Raw genomic sequence first — 14,170 nt, 5'->3', positions numbered from 1 at the left:
GCTCGATGAGGAGCGCAGATGACGCAGGAGAAGCACTCGCCGGCCGACCGTTCGACCGAACTCGCCGAACTGTCACCAGGTGAGAGGGAACCGGGGTTCACCAGGCAGACCGTCCGCATCCGATGGACCGGCCTCCTCCTCGGACTCATCCTCTCGGCCCTCGTCTATGCCATCATGCCCGCCGAGGTGGACCACGGAGCCAAGCTGACGGCCGCGGTCGCCGTGCTCATGGCGGTGTGGTGGATGACGGAGGCCCTGCCGATCGCCGCAACCTCCCTGCTGCCGCTCGTCGCCTTCCCCGTCTTCGGCACGGACGTCGAGATGGAAGCCGTCGGCGCCTCCTACGGAAACCCGATCATCTTCCTGTTCCTCGGCGGCTTCCTCATCGCCTTGGCGATGCAGCGATGGAACCTGCACCGTCGGATCGCCCTCATCACGCTGTCCATCATGGGCAACAAGCCCGGTCCGATGATCGCGGGCTTCATGATCGCCACCGGCTTCATCTCGATGTGGGTCTCGAACACCGCCACAGCCGTGATGATGCTGCCCATCGGGATCTCGGTGCTGATGATCGTGAGCAAGGTCGTCGGCGGAGCCATCACCGATGCTGCGGGCTCGGACACCGAGGGCACAGGCGCCGAGACCCCGGACACAGAGGAGGACGACACCGGCGCGTCCACGACCGAGGAGGACGACACCGGACTCGGAGCGGTGGTCAAATCCAACTTCGGCACCGCCCTCATGCTCGGCATCGCCTACTCCGCCTCGATCGGGTCACTCGGCACCATCATCGGCACGCCGCCCAACCTCTTCCTCGTCGGCTATCTCAAGGACAACCACGACATCTCCATCGGCTTCGCCCAATGGATGCTCGTGGGTGTGCCGCTGGCGATCGTCATGATGGTCATCGCCTGGTTCCTGCTCGTCAAGGTCCTATTCAAACCGGAGATCGACGAGATCCCCGGCGGTCGAGAACTCATCCGCGACGAACTGCAGAAACTCGGTCCGATGTCGACCGGCGAGAAGCTGGTGCTGAGCATGTTCGTCCTCGCCGCCGTCTGCTGGATCTCCCTGCCGCTGATCTTCGACGAACCGCCGATCACGGACGAAGGCATCGCTATGGCCATCGGGCTCCTGCTGTTCCTCATCCCCGGCGGCGCCAACCGCGGAGTCCGCCTCCTCGACTGGGAGACCGCGGAGAAGCTGCCGTGGGGCGTGCTGCTCCTCTTCGGCGGTGGTCTGGCGCTGTCCGCCCAGTTCTCCTCCTCGGGACTGACCGAATGGATCGGCGAATCGACGAGCGGCTTGGGTGCCCTGCCCACGATCTTCGTCGTCGCGATCTTCGCCGCGATCATCCTCTTCCTCACGGAGCTGACCTCCAACACAGCCACAGCGGCGACCTTCGTGCCCGTCGTCGGCGGCGTGGCACTGGGCCTCGACCTCGATCCGCTGCTCCTGACCATACCCGTGGCTCTGGCCGCGACCTGCGCCTTCATGCTTCCCGTCGCCACACCGCCCAATGCCGTCGCCTATGGCTCCGGGTACGTGACCGTGGCCCAGATGGTCAAGGGCGGCCTCTGGCTCAACATCATCGGAATCGTGCTCACCACGGCGACGGTCTATCTGCTGGCCGTACCAGTATTCAACATCGTGCTCTGAACGGTGACGAACCTTGGCAGACTGAGGACATGACACATCTCTTCTCACCCATGACACTGCGCGGCACCGAGATCGCCAACCGCATCTGGCTCGCCCCGATGTGCCAGTACTCCTGCGAAGCCGAGGACGGAATGCCCGGCACCTGGCATCTCGTCCACCTGGGAGCCCGGGCACAGGGCGGCTTCGGCCTCATCCTCACTGAGGCCTCCGCGGTTCTGCCCGAAGGGCGGATCTCTCCACAGGACGCCGGCATCTGGAACGACGACCAGGCCCGTGCCTGGTCGTCGGTGACCGAATTCGTCCACTCCCAGGGCAGCCGAATCGGTATGCAGTTGGCGCACGCCGGCCGCAAAGCGAGCACCTACCGCCCCTTCGAAGGCAACCCCCGCGGCAGCGTGCCCGAATCAGCGGGCGGGTGGGCCACGCTCGGGGCCAGTGCGATCGCCTATCCCGGATATGAAGCGCCGCAGGAGATGTCGAAGGCCGACATCGCCGAGGTGATCGAGGCCTTCGCCTCGGCCGCAGTCCGAGCCGTCGACGCCGGCTTCGACCTCGTCGAACTCCACGCCGCCCACGGCTACCTGCTCCATTCGTTCCTGTCTCCGCTGTCGAACGAACGCGACGACGAGTATGGCGGCGGCCTCACCGGACGCTCGCGACTGCTGACCGAGACCTACCGGGCCGTTCGCGCGGCAGTGGGGGAGGATGTGCCCGTCTTCGTCCGTCTCTCGTCCAGTGAGTGGCGCGAGGGCGGCTTCGACATCGCCGAGGCGGTCGAGGTCTCCCGTGATCTGCGCGAGCGCGGGGTCGACCTCATCGATGTCTCCTCGGGAGGGAACTTCCCCGTCAAGGTCCCCGTCGGACCCGGGTATCAGGTGCCGCTGTCGGCGGCGATCCACGCGGAGGGCGTTAACACCGGAACCGTGGGGCTCATCACCGATCCGGAGCAGGCGGAGACGATTCTGCGCTCGGAGCAGGCGGACGCGATCTTCCTGGCCCGAGCGGCGCTGCGCGAACCGGCCTGGCCGCAGCGGGCAGCCCACGATCTCGGTGTCGAACCGGGACCGTATCCACCGCAGTACACAAGAGGAGCATGGTGAACAGACAATGGTGAACACAATCGAAACCCAGCACGTCGTCGTCCGCAGCATCGCCGTGTCCGAGATGGCGAACAACGTCTACCTGATCACGGCCAAGGAATCGGGGTCCCAGGTCCTCATCGACGCCGCCGCCGACGCCGATGCCATCAAGGGCCTCATCGACTCGGGGGCCGAAGACACCTCGGCGGTCCCGAGCCTGCAGGCGATCATCACGACCCATCAGCACTGGGATCACATCCGGGCGCTGGCGGCGACCTCGGCGGCATATCCCGATGCGATGACGATCGCCGGCAGCGACGATGCGGATGCGATCACGCAGGCCGAAGGCGTGGAGATCGCTCGCGCGGTCGACCACCTCGACGTCGGAGACTTCGGCGGCTTCGTCCTGCAGGCGATCGGCCTGCGCGGGCACACCCCGGGCTCTGTCGCCCTTCTGCTGCGCGATGGGGGAGAGACCATTCTGTTCTCCGGCGATTCGCTGTTCCCCGGCGGACCCGGCAAAACCTGGAGCAAGGCGGACTTCACCTCACTCATGGACGATCTCGAGGAGCGGATCTTCGGTCAGCTGCCCGACGAAACACGCGTGTTGCCCGGACACGGTGACGGCACCACGCTGGGCGAGGAGTGTCCGAAACTGGGCGAATGGCGCGATCGCGGCTGGTGATCCTGATCAGCCCGGCAGAGCGGCGAAGCCGATGGCAGCCCAGACGGCGGCCGCCACGAGTGCGGCGATGATGCCGAGATTCCACCTGGTGGTGATGGTGCGTTCGCCGCAGGGGTTCGACAGCTCCTCATCGCCCAGGCCCGAATAGCGATCGAGCACGGTGTCCACAGCGGGATTCGGATTGTCCCTGAGCCTGCGGACGCCGTGCTCGTCCTTCTCCATCTTCTTTCCCCTGCCGGCCAGGGGCCAGGAGGAGAAGACCTTCTCATGGGTGCGGACCCCTAGCCCGAAGTGGGTGTCGAATCCATCGACGAGATTCCAGGGGATGCGCACCGACTGCAGCGGATTGATCAGTGCCAGCTCGTTGTGGGCGAGCTCGACGCGGGGAAACCGGTAGAGGACGTAGACGATCGTGACCACGGCGATCGGGATGCCCGCCACGGCGAGCCCCCGCAGGGTGAAGTCACCGACGGCGATGGACCCGACACCGACCACGCAGAGTGCTGCGATGACGAAGAAGAGCACGGTCGAGCTCGTCGTCCGCACGACCGTCGGCTGATCGTTCCCTGAATTGCGACCTATCTCACTGTTAACCACCTCAACATCCTATCCATTGAGACTGCAGGTTGTGTGCATGTTTCCTTGATCTCGAAACGGTAACGATTGTGAAATTCGCTCAGTATGTGGACTCAGTCACAGTGGCGCGTGAATTAGCTTTGAGGCATTCCATGTGACAAACATGAACGCGGTCACAGTCCCACCTGGGGAAGACGTGGCCAACTGCACTCCGGAAGTGGAATGCAAACTTGAGGGTGACTCGCCCTATGACAACAAGGAGAGAACGTGAATAAACGCTTCCTCGCAGCCGGGGCATCGGTCGCCGCGGCAGCAATGGTGCTCACCGCCTGCACCCCTCCCGGCGGTGGCGACGACAGTGAGAACAGTTCCGAAGGCTCCGTGCTCAACGTCGGCTGGAACGAGGCGTTCCGCTCGATGAACACACAGACGACGAACGGCAATGCCGTCGCGAACGCGATCGTCACCTACATGATGAACGACAATTTCGGGTTCTACGACGATGAGCTCGAGGTCCAGGACGGAGACCTCGGCAGCGTCGAGAGGGTGTCTGAGGATCCCTTCAAGGTGAAGTACACCTTCAACGACGATGCGAAGTGGTCGGACGGAACCCCTGTCGACGCAGCCGACCTCGCACTGACTTGGGCGGCGACCTCGAGCCACTTCAACACGGTGGAGTCGAACGCCAACGACGACGGAACGCTCAAGGAGAACAGCTCCGACACCGTCTACTTCGATTCCTCGGTCATCTCCAGCCAGCTCATCGAGGACTTCCCCGAGATGTCGGACGACGGCAAGTCGATCACATTCACCTATACGAAACCCTTCGCGGACTGGAAGACGGCCTTCGGCATGGGTGCCGACGGTGTTGGTCTGCCGGCGCACATCGTTGCGGAGGAGGCCCTGGGTGTCGAGGATCCTGCGAAGGCCAAGGACGCCATCGTCAAGGCTCTCAAGGACGAGGACACCGAGAAGCTGTCGAAGGTCTCGAACACGTGGAACACCGGATTCGACTTCACCTCGATGCCCAAGAACGAGGATCTCCTGGTCCACACCGGTCCGTACAAGATGACTGACTACAAGGAAGGACAGTACCTGACCCTGTCCCTCGATGAGAACTACACGGGTCCCAAGAAGCCGAAGGTCGAGACCGTGACGATTCGCTACAACGGCGATCCCATGGCCATGGTCCAGGCGATCGAGAACGGAGAGGTCGACTTCACCCAGCCGCAGGCCACTGCGGATGTGCTCTCGGCGGCCGAGGAGCTCGACGGTGTCACGGTCGACTCCGCCGATGGCGCGACCTATGAGCACGTCGACTTCACATTCGACAACGGAGGTCCCTTCGATCCCGAGAGCTACGGCGGTGACAAGGAGACGGCGAACAAGGTCCGCACGGCCTTCATGAAGACCGTGCCGAGGCAGGACATCGTCGACAAGATCATCAAACCGCTCAACCCTGACGCGGTCGTCCGCGATTCCTACAACCAGGTGCCCGGTTCGCCGATGTACGACCAGATCGTCGAAGGGTCGGGCGTCAAGGACTTCGAGGACGTCGATCTTGACGGTGCGAAGAAGCTTCTCGACGAGGCCGGGGCAGATGCTCCGACGGTGCGCATCATGTATGACAACACGAACTCGCGTCGTCAGCAGGAGGTTCAGCTGATCAAGGAATCGGCAGAGAAGGCCGGCTTCAAGATCAAGGACGTCGGCGACGTCAACTGGGGCAGCCGCCTCGGCGACGGCACCTATGACGTCTCCCTCTTCGGCTGGCAGTCGGAGTCCACGGGCATCACCGATTCGGACTCGAACTACCGGACGGGCTCGCAGAACAACTACGGTGGCTACTCGGACAAGAAGACGGAGAAGATCCTCGATCAGATCCTCGTCGCACCCGAGGACAAGCAGGCGGATCTTTCGACGAAACTCGAGAAGCAGCTGCTCGATGATGCCTTCGGTATCCCGATCTTCCAGCATCCTTCGCTCGTCATCCATCGCGATAGCCTGAAGAACGCTTCGACGACGACCGTGACGCCGACCATCTTCTGGAACTACTGGGAGTGGGAAGTCGACTGAACCGCGATTGACGCGGTCAGTCCTTCTCCACACCATCCGCTGTGGGGATCACTGTGTGATCCCCACAGCGGCGTTTTCGGAAGTTTGAAACGGACACCACACTATGATCAGATTTATCCTCAGACGGCTCCTGTCGACAGCCCTCGTGCTCCTCGTCGTCACCTTCGTCCTCTACCTGCTCCTCAATGCAGCATTGGACTTCTTCTGGGATCTGCGGGCCTCGACCTCGCCGAACATCGAGGACCTCTTCGCCTCACGGCGGCGCCTGCTCGAGCTCGACACCCCTGTCGTCATCCGCTACTTCTCTTGGCTCTCCGGCGCTGCGGGCTGCGTCATCGGACACTGTGATCTGGGCACCGCCTGGTATCAGAATCAGGAGGTCACCGACCAGCTCAAGGGCGCCATCGTCAACACGGTCAAGCTCATCACCGCGTCGACAGTGCTGGCCATCGTGCTCGGCATCGCCGTCGGCGTCGTGTCGGCCATTCGCCAGTACACGGGGTTCGACTACTTCATCACATTCCTCTCGTTCCTCCTCTATTCGCTGCCTGTGTTCTGGGTCGCGGTGCTGCTCAAACAGTTCGGCGCGATCGAGATCAACAACTTCATCAATGAACCCCAGCTGTCGAGCTGGTGGCCGATCATCGTCGCATGTCTGGCGATGGGTCTGTTCTGGATGGGGGCGATCGGCGGCGACGGGCGTCGCAGGATCATCACCTTCTCCGCCGCAACGGTGATCTCCTTCGCCACGATCTACTACATCCTTGCCAGCGGCTGGGTGCAGTCTCCGTCGATCGGCTTCATCGGCGTGGTCCTCATCGGTGCGGGCGCGGCTGTCGTCATGACCTACCTGTCGACGGGGCTGAAGAACCGGCGGGTCCTGTTGGCAAGTTTCGCCATCGTCGTCATCGGCGCCCTGCTCTATATGCCGTTGCAGTACCTCTTCTACTACCAGGAGATGAACTGGCTGTGGATGTTCGGGCTGCTCGTCTTGGCCTGCGCGGTCTGCATCGGGGTGGGACTCGCCTTCCGCGGACCCGACCCGTGGGACACCGCACGGACGACGGTCTACACCGGGCTCATCGTCTCAGTGCTCATCTTCAGTGACAGGGTGCTCCAGGAATGGGACGAGTACTCGAACCATCCGGCCATCAACGGCCGACCGATCGCGACGATCGGGGCCAGCGCCCCGAATATCGACGGCGGATTCTGGATGGGGAACCTCGACACCTTCACCCATCTGCTTCTGCCGTCGATCGCCCTCGTGCTCATCTCGTTCGCCTCCTACACCCGCTACACTCGCGGATCGATGCTCGAGGTGATGAGCCAGGACTATATCCGCACGGCGCGGGCAAAGGGCCTCAACGAGCGCACCGTTGTGATGCGTCATGCACTGCGCAACGGTCTGCTTCCACTGGCGTCGATCGTTCCGGTCGACATCATCACGATGATCGGCGGTGCCGTGATCACGGAGACCATCTTCGGCTGGAACGGCATGGGCCGACTCTTCATCGATTCGATGAACCGCGCCGAGATCGATCCGGTCATGGCCTACATCGTCATCACCGGACTGCTCGCAATCGTCGCCAACCTGGTCGCGGACTTCCTCTACGCCGTCCTCGACCCGAGAATTCGAGTCAACGCATGAGTACCAACAGAGACACCGACACCAGCGCCGATCTCGAAGAGGTGGGCGACAACGCGATCGAGGCGAAAGAGACCGAAGGACAGTCGCAGGGCAAGATCGTCTTCCGGAAGTTCCTTCGCCACAAGGGAGCGATGGGCGGACTCATCGTCCTCGTCGGGATCGCGGTCTTCGCCTTCAGTTCCCTCGGCATCTTCGGTCTGCCGGGCTGGTGGATACACAATCACACGGCTTCGGGGCAGATCGTCAATCCCGGCGGAGGGCCCACCTGGTCGCTGTCGAATCCGTTCAACCTCGGCGAACACCCCTTCGGTCAGGACGAAATCGGCCGCGACAACTTCGCCAGGGTGATGAAGGGCACCCAGATCTCGATCATGGTGATGGCCATCATCGGCGGTGTGGCTCTGGTGATCGGCACCATCGTCGGTGCCCTCGCCGGCTACTACCGCGGATGGGTCGACGCGATCCTCATGCGCGTCACCGACGGCTTCATCATTCTGCCGACCATCGTCGTCGGAGCGATTCTGGGACGTCTCGTCTCGGGCACGAACGGAGCGGTGCTCGGGCTCGTGCTCGGAGCGATTCTCTGGACGGGGCTGGCACGTCTCGTCCGCGGCGACTTCCTGTCTCTGCGTGAACGGGAGTTCGTCGATTCGGCTCGAGTCGCGGGGGCCGGCGACATCCGGATCATGTTCAAGCACATGCTGCCCAACGCGATGGGCGTCATCATCGTCAACACCACTCTGCTGATGAGCCAGGCGATCGTCCTCGAAGCCGCTCTGAGCTTCCTCGGCTTCGGCATCCAGCCGCCGGACGTATCCCTGGGCCAGCTCATCAGCGAATACCAGTCGTCCTTCGCCACACGTCCGTGGCTGTTCTGGTGGCCGGGCCTGTTCATCGTCGCCATCGCCCTGAGCATCAACTTCATCGGCGACGGTCTGCGCGATGCATTCGACCCGCGGATGAAGACGATCCCCAGCTGGCGGAAGATGAAGAAAGCCGAGCGCATGACGAAGAAAGGGGCGAAGTGATGGCAGAGAAGACTGACACAGCCAAATCACCGGTCCTCGACGTCAAGGACCTGGGAGTCAACTTCTGGGTCAACGACGAATGGTGGATGGCCGCCGAAGACCTCACCTACACGGTCAACGCCGGCGAGGTGCTGGCGATCGTCGGCGAATCCGGATCGGGCAAATCACAGTCGAGCATGTCGCTGCTCGGGCTGCTGCCCAGCAACGGTCGCGCCACGGGTTCGGCCGTCATGGGTGAGACCGAGCTCATCGGCATGCCTGTCGAGAAGATGCAGGAGGTGCGCGGCAACGAGATCTCCGTCATCTTCCAGGAGCCGATGACCGCGCTCAACCCGGTCTACACGGCAGGCTTCCAGATCGTGGAGACACTGCGCGTGCACCTGGACGTGGGCCCGAATGAGGCCAAGGAGAGGGCGCTGGAGCTGATGCGTCTGGTCGAGATCCCCGATCCCGAGGATCGCTTCCACTCGTTCCCGCACCAGCTATCGGGCGGACAGCGCCAACGCATCATGATCGCTCAGGCTCTGGCCTGTCAGCCCAAGCTGCTCATCGCCGATGAGCCGACCACTGCGCTCGACGTCACGGTTCAGGCCGAGATCCTCAAACTCATGCGCCAGCTGAAGTCGAAGCTCGATGCCGGCATCATCCTCATCACCCACGACATGGGCGTCGTCGCCGATATGGCCGACCGCATCATCGTGATGAAGGCGGGGCGAGTCGTCGAATCGGGTGACGCGAGCGAGATCTTCTACAACCCGCAGCACCCGTACACGAAACAGCTCCTCGAGGCCGTGCCCCATCTGGGCACGGGCATCGAGGGCGACGTCTTCGGTGCCGAGCTCTCCGACGTGGAGGAGGGAGCGAGACTCGAGAGGTCAGACGAGCACGTCGACCCTCACTCCGACGCCGGACGACGACCGGTCGGCACGGAGGACCCCGGGGCGGCGACCGTCGCCGAAGGCGGCGCGAATCGGACCGACGACCTCGCCGTCGAGGCCAAAGAGCTCGCCGAGTCCGAACGTGCCGGTGCCGACATCGATGTGGGCTCGACCGAGACCTACTACCATCCCGGTTCACAGGCCGACTTCTCGAAGCCCTCGGCTCTGCAGCTGCGCGATGCGGCGATCGAGTACCCGGCGGTCGGCCGGAAGAAGGCGTTCCGGGCCGCTCACCACATCAATCTCATGATCGCTCCGGGCGAGGTCGTGGGACTGGTCGGCGAGTCCGGTTCGGGCAAGACGACCATCGGCCGTGCCGCACTGGGCCTCCTGCCCACCGTCGAAGGCGATATGGTCGTCAACGGCAAGAGCATCAAGGGCCTGAAGAACAAGCAGATGCGACCGCTGCGCAGGGAGGTCGGCATCGTGTTCCAGGATCCCGGTTCCTCGCTCAACCCGCGACTGCCCGTCGGAGAGTCCATCGGCGAGCCTCTGTACCTCCATGAGGGGATGAAGGGGCCCGAACTGAGCAGACGAGTCGAAGGACTGCTCACCTCGGTCGAACTGCCCACCTCGATGCGCAACCGCTACCCGCACGAACTCTCGGGCGGTCAGCGACAGAGGATCGGCATCGCTCGGGCTCTGACCCTGCGGCCGAAGCTGCTCATCGCCGATGAGCCGACCTCGGCACTCGACGTCTCGGTGCAGGCGAAGGTCCTCGACCTGTTCGAAGGTCTGCAGCAGGAGTACGGGTTCGCCTGCCTATTCATCAGCCACGACCTCGCCGTCATCGAACGCATCGCCTCCCGGATCGCCGTGATGCGTCACGGCTACCTGGTGGAGATCGGCAAGAGCTCGCAGGTGGTGGCCAACCCGGTCCACCCCTACACGCAGCGTCTGCTTTCCGCCGTGCCGGTTCCCGATCCGCGGGAACAGCGCAAGCGGCGCGAGGCCAGGGACGCTGTCTTGGAGGCCACGACGGAGGCCTGAGCTGTTTCGGTGGTCGCTCGCGGTGGTCGAGTCCGATTCGCAGCTGATGCGCATTCGGACTCGGCCGCTGCGACCACCTTTTGCATGCCCGTGAGCATTCCATTTGCGCTTTCTTGAACACCAGCTGTCATTTCGGGCAGGCCGGTGGTGCGTATAATGGTCTGTTGGGTCCGCACCGGACCAATCTCTCTAGCTCAAAAGGTTCTTGATGACTGAAGCCATCACGCGTCGGGAAAACCGCCGCAACGTAGCAATCGTCGCCCACGTCGACCATGGCAAGACCACCCTGGTCGATGCCATGCTCCGCCAGACAGGTGTGTTCAGCGAACACGGTGATTTTGCTGAACGCGTCATGGACTCCGGAGACCTCGAACGCGAGAAGGGCATCACCATTCTCGCAAAGAACACCTCGGTCCTCTACAACGGACCGTCCGCCGGTGACGACCACATCGTCATCAATGTCATCGACACACCGGGTCACGCCGACTTCGGAGGCGAAGTCGAACGCGGCCTGTCCATGGTCGACGGCGTCGTCCTCCTCGTCGACGCCTCCGAGGGGCCGCTGCCCCAGACGCGCTTCGTGCTGCGCAAGGCTCTGGCCGCGAAGCTGCCGGTCATCCTGCTGATCAACAAGACCGACCGTGCCGATGCCCGCATCGACGGAGTCGTCGAAGAGGCCCAGGATCTGCTCCTCGGCCTGGCCTCCGATCTCGCTGAGGAGGTTCCCGACCTCGACGTCGACTCGGTGCTCAACGTACCCACCGTCTACGCCGCAGCGAAGGTCGGCGCCGCCTCCCTCGAACAGCCCCCCGACGGTGAGGCTCCGTCCAATCCGGACCTCGAGCCGCTGTTCAAGACGATCCTCGAGACCATTCCGGCCCCGGAGATCAATGACGACGACGTCCTCCAGGCACATGTGACCAACCTCGACGCCTCGCCGTTCCTCGGCCGTCTGGCCCTGCTGCGCATCTTCGGCGGCACCCTGCGCAAGGGTCAGCAGGTGGCATGGGCCCGCGGTGACGACATCAGCTCGGTCAAGATCACCGAACTCCTCGAGACCCAGGGCCTCGACCGGGTCCCGGCCACCGAAGCCTCGGCCGGTGACATCGTGGCAGTGGCGGGAATCCCCGACATCATGATCGGCGACACGCTGACCGATATCAACAACCCGAAGCCCATGCCCGCGATCGTGATCGACGACCCCGCGATCTCGATGACCGTCGGCATCAACACCTCGCCGCTGGCCGGCCGGGAGAAGGGCACCAAGGTCACAGCGCGCATGGTCAAGGACCGCCTCGACCAGGAGCTCGTCGGCAACGTCTCACTCAAGGTTCTGCCCACCGAGCGCCCCGACGCCTGGGAGGTCCAGGGACGCGGCGAGCTCGCGCTGGCCATCCTCGTCGAGCAGATGCGACGCGAGGGCTTCGAACTCACCGTCGGCAAGCCCCAGGTCGTGACGAAGGACATCGACGGCAAGATCCACGAGCCCCTCGAAGAGCTCACGATCGACGTTCCGGAGGACTACCTCGGCGCGGTCACCCAGCTCATGGCCAGCCGCAAGGGCGTCATGTCGACCATGACGAACCACGGCACCGGCTGGGTCCGGATGGAATTCACCGTCCCCGCACGTGGACTCATCGGGTTCCGCACCCAGTTCCTCACCGAAACCCGGGGCACCGGCATCGCGAACTCCTTCTCCGCCGGATACGGTCCCTGGGCCGGCAGCATCGAACTGCGCATCAGCGGATCCCTCGTTGCCGACCGCCCCGGCACCGTGACACCGTACGCAATGATCAACCTGCAGGAGCGCGGCAGCTTCTTCGTCGAGCCGACCTCCGAGGTCTATGCGGGTCAGATCGTCGGCGAGAACTCCCGCGCCGACGATATGGAGGTCAACATCACGAAGGAGAAGAAGCTGACGAACATGCGCTCAGCCTCGGCGGACTCCTTCGAGAACCTCACCCCGCCGCGCAAGCTGACCCTCGAAGAGAGCCTCGAATTCGCCCGCGAGGACGAATGCGTCGAGGTCACTCCGGGTGCAGTGCGCATCCGCAAGGTCGAACTCGATTCGAAGGAACGCGCTAAGACCACCGCCAAGCTGCGTCGCCAGAACGCGTGAGTTCGAACTCCACAGCATGACCACGAACACTCAGGACTCCATGACCGTCGTTCCCCGCATCCTCTTCGTGCACGCTCATCCCGACGATGAGACGATCACGACCGGCGGCACGATCGCCGCGCTGGTGGCGCAGGGCGCGCAGGTGACGGTCCTGAGTGCCACTCGTGGTGAGGGCGGCGAGGTCATCCCCACCGACCTCAAGGGACTCGAAGGGGACCGGGCCGGTTTCGCCCGCGTCCGTGAGGCCGAGATCGCCGAGGCGATGGCGGCCCTGGGCGTACGCGAGCACATGTTCCTCGGCGGCACCGCGCACAGATTCGAGGACTCGGGCATGGAATGGGGCCCCGACAGTCACGCCGTCGCCGCTTCGTCCATGCCGGCCAATGCCCTCTGCGCGACCGAACTGCCGACCGTGGCCCGCTACATCGCCGCGGTCATCGACGAGGTCCGCCCGCACGTGGTGATCACCTACGCCGCCAACGGCGGCTACGGTCATCCCGACCACGTTCGGGTCCATGACGCCACCGTGGCCGCCGTCGATACGGCTGCCTGGACGACCGGCCGTCTGCTGTTCGTCGATGTCCCCACCGAGGTGGCCCGCGAGATGTTCGACGCGAACCAGGCAGGGTTCTCCGAAACCGGGTTCGCAGCGGCCGAGACGATCCCCACCAAACCACCCGTGAGTGAGATCGTCGTCGCCCAGGACATCTCATCGGTACTGGCCGCCAAACGTGCGGCACTTTCGGCCCACCGGACCCAGGTCGCCGTCGCCGGGGGATTCTTCGCTCTGTCGAACGGCATCGGCCAGAAGATCGTCGACCACGAGTACTACTCCATCGGTGCCGGCGCGCCCATCTCGTCGGAGACCTTGGCCGCGGGCGCCGCACCGCACGTGCTGACCGACCTCGACATCGATGCCTGCGAATCCCAGAGTCCCGCAGCACCGTCCGCGGCCACACTGCGTCGCTCACGTCGGGAACCGAAGAAGCCCGGCTTCTTCGCCTACGCCCACGCAGTGCTGCTGGCACTGCTGATCGGCTTCCTCGGCGCAATGCAGCACATGAATGTGTCCGTCTTCGACCTGGGGGGAGCCACGGTCATCCTGCCCTGGGGCGTGGGGCTGTCGCTCCTTCTCGTCGTCTGCGGTCTCTGGCATCTCAAGACCATGTATCTGAGTTCGGCGCCGATGCTCGTCGCCGCCGTCGTCATCGTCATCGGATCCTATGTCCTCGGCCAGCCGCAGTGGTTGCCCGGCTCGGACATCATCGTGACCGGGACCTTTCGGTCGGCAGCCTGGCTGATCGGTCCCATGTTCATCGCCGCGATCTTCGCGTTCGTCAAGGTGCGGCGGCCCGAAGCAGCCCGGTAGAAT

General features: G+C 63.9%; 10 protein-coding genes. 9 read left to right on the top strand and 1 reads right to left on the bottom strand.

Going from position 1 to position 14,170, the window contains the following annotated elements:
* Positions 1-18: 18 nt before the first annotated feature.
* From BKA07_RS14085 to BKA07_RS14075, 3 genes are read left to right on the top strand one after another with little or no spacing between them, the layout of a single operon-like run.
* Positions 19-1,659 (top strand): SLC13 family permease, encoded by a 1,641-nt coding sequence (locus BKA07_RS14085; protein ID WP_167951440.1) that lies wholly within the window; start codon positions 19-21, stop codon positions 1,657-1,659.
* 29 nt (positions 1,660-1,688) lie between these two features.
* Positions 1,689-2,759, top strand: coding sequence for an NADH:flavin oxidoreductase/NADH oxidase (locus BKA07_RS14080; RefSeq protein ID WP_167951439.1), 1,071 nt, complete (start codon positions 1,689-1,691; stop codon positions 2,757-2,759).
* 7 nt (positions 2,760-2,766) lie between these two features.
* Positions 2,767-3,423 (top strand): MBL fold metallo-hydrolase, encoded by a 657-nt coding sequence (locus BKA07_RS14075; RefSeq protein WP_167951438.1) that lies wholly within the window; start codon positions 2,767-2,769, stop codon positions 3,421-3,423.
* Positions 3,424-3,429: 6 nt separating this feature from the next.
* Here BKA07_RS14075 and BKA07_RS14070 read toward each other — a convergent pair whose 3' ends face one another.
* Entirely contained in the window at positions 3,430-4,020 is a 591-nt protein-coding gene (locus BKA07_RS14070) for a hypothetical protein (RefSeq protein ID WP_245161958.1), read from the bottom strand.
* Positions 4,021-4,266: 246 nt separating this feature from the next.
* Here BKA07_RS14070 and BKA07_RS14065 point away from each other — a divergent pair, with 246 nt between their 5' ends.
* From BKA07_RS14065 to BKA07_RS14040, 6 genes are all read left to right on the top strand, one after another.
* The gene (locus tag BKA07_RS14065) at positions 4,267-6,075 is read left to right on the top strand and encodes an ABC transporter substrate-binding protein (protein WP_167951437.1); all 1,809 of its coding nucleotides are present in this window, start codon (positions 4,267-4,269) and stop codon (positions 6,073-6,075) included.
* A 103-nt stretch (positions 6,076-6,178) separates the two neighbouring features.
* Entirely contained in the window at positions 6,179-7,723 is a 1,545-nt protein-coding gene (locus BKA07_RS14060) for an ABC transporter permease (protein WP_167951436.1), read from the top strand.
* Positions 7,720-8,751 (top strand): ABC transporter permease, encoded by a 1,032-nt coding sequence (locus tag BKA07_RS14055; protein WP_167951435.1) that lies wholly within the window; start codon positions 7,720-7,722, stop codon positions 8,749-8,751. Before BKA07_RS14060 ends, BKA07_RS14055 begins: the two co-directional genes overlap by 4 nt.
* Positions 8,751-10,679: an ABC transporter ATP-binding protein gene (locus BKA07_RS14050; protein WP_167951434.1), complete on the top strand. Its 1,929-nt coding sequence runs from the start codon at positions 8,751-8,753 to the stop codon at positions 10,677-10,679. The genes BKA07_RS14055 and BKA07_RS14050 overlap by 1 nt, the downstream gene beginning before the upstream one ends.
* A 208-nt stretch (positions 10,680-10,887) precedes the next feature.
* Positions 10,888-12,798: a translational GTPase TypA gene (gene typA / locus BKA07_RS14045; protein ID WP_167951433.1), complete on the top strand. Its 1,911-nt coding sequence runs from the start codon at positions 10,888-10,890 to the stop codon at positions 12,796-12,798.
* 16 nt (positions 12,799-12,814) lie between these two features.
* Positions 12,815-14,167 (top strand): PIG-L family deacetylase, encoded by a 1,353-nt coding sequence (locus BKA07_RS14040; protein ID WP_245161957.1) that lies wholly within the window; start codon positions 12,815-12,817, stop codon positions 14,165-14,167.
* The last annotated feature ends 3 nt before the right edge of the window (positions 14,168-14,170 follow it).

The sequence above is a fragment of the Brevibacterium marinum genome (genome assembly GCF_011927955.1).
GTDB classification, from domain to species: domain Bacteria; phylum Actinomycetota; class Actinomycetes; order Actinomycetales; family Brevibacteriaceae; genus Brevibacterium; species Brevibacterium marinum.
This window is presented reverse-complemented; position numbering and strand designations above follow the sequence as displayed.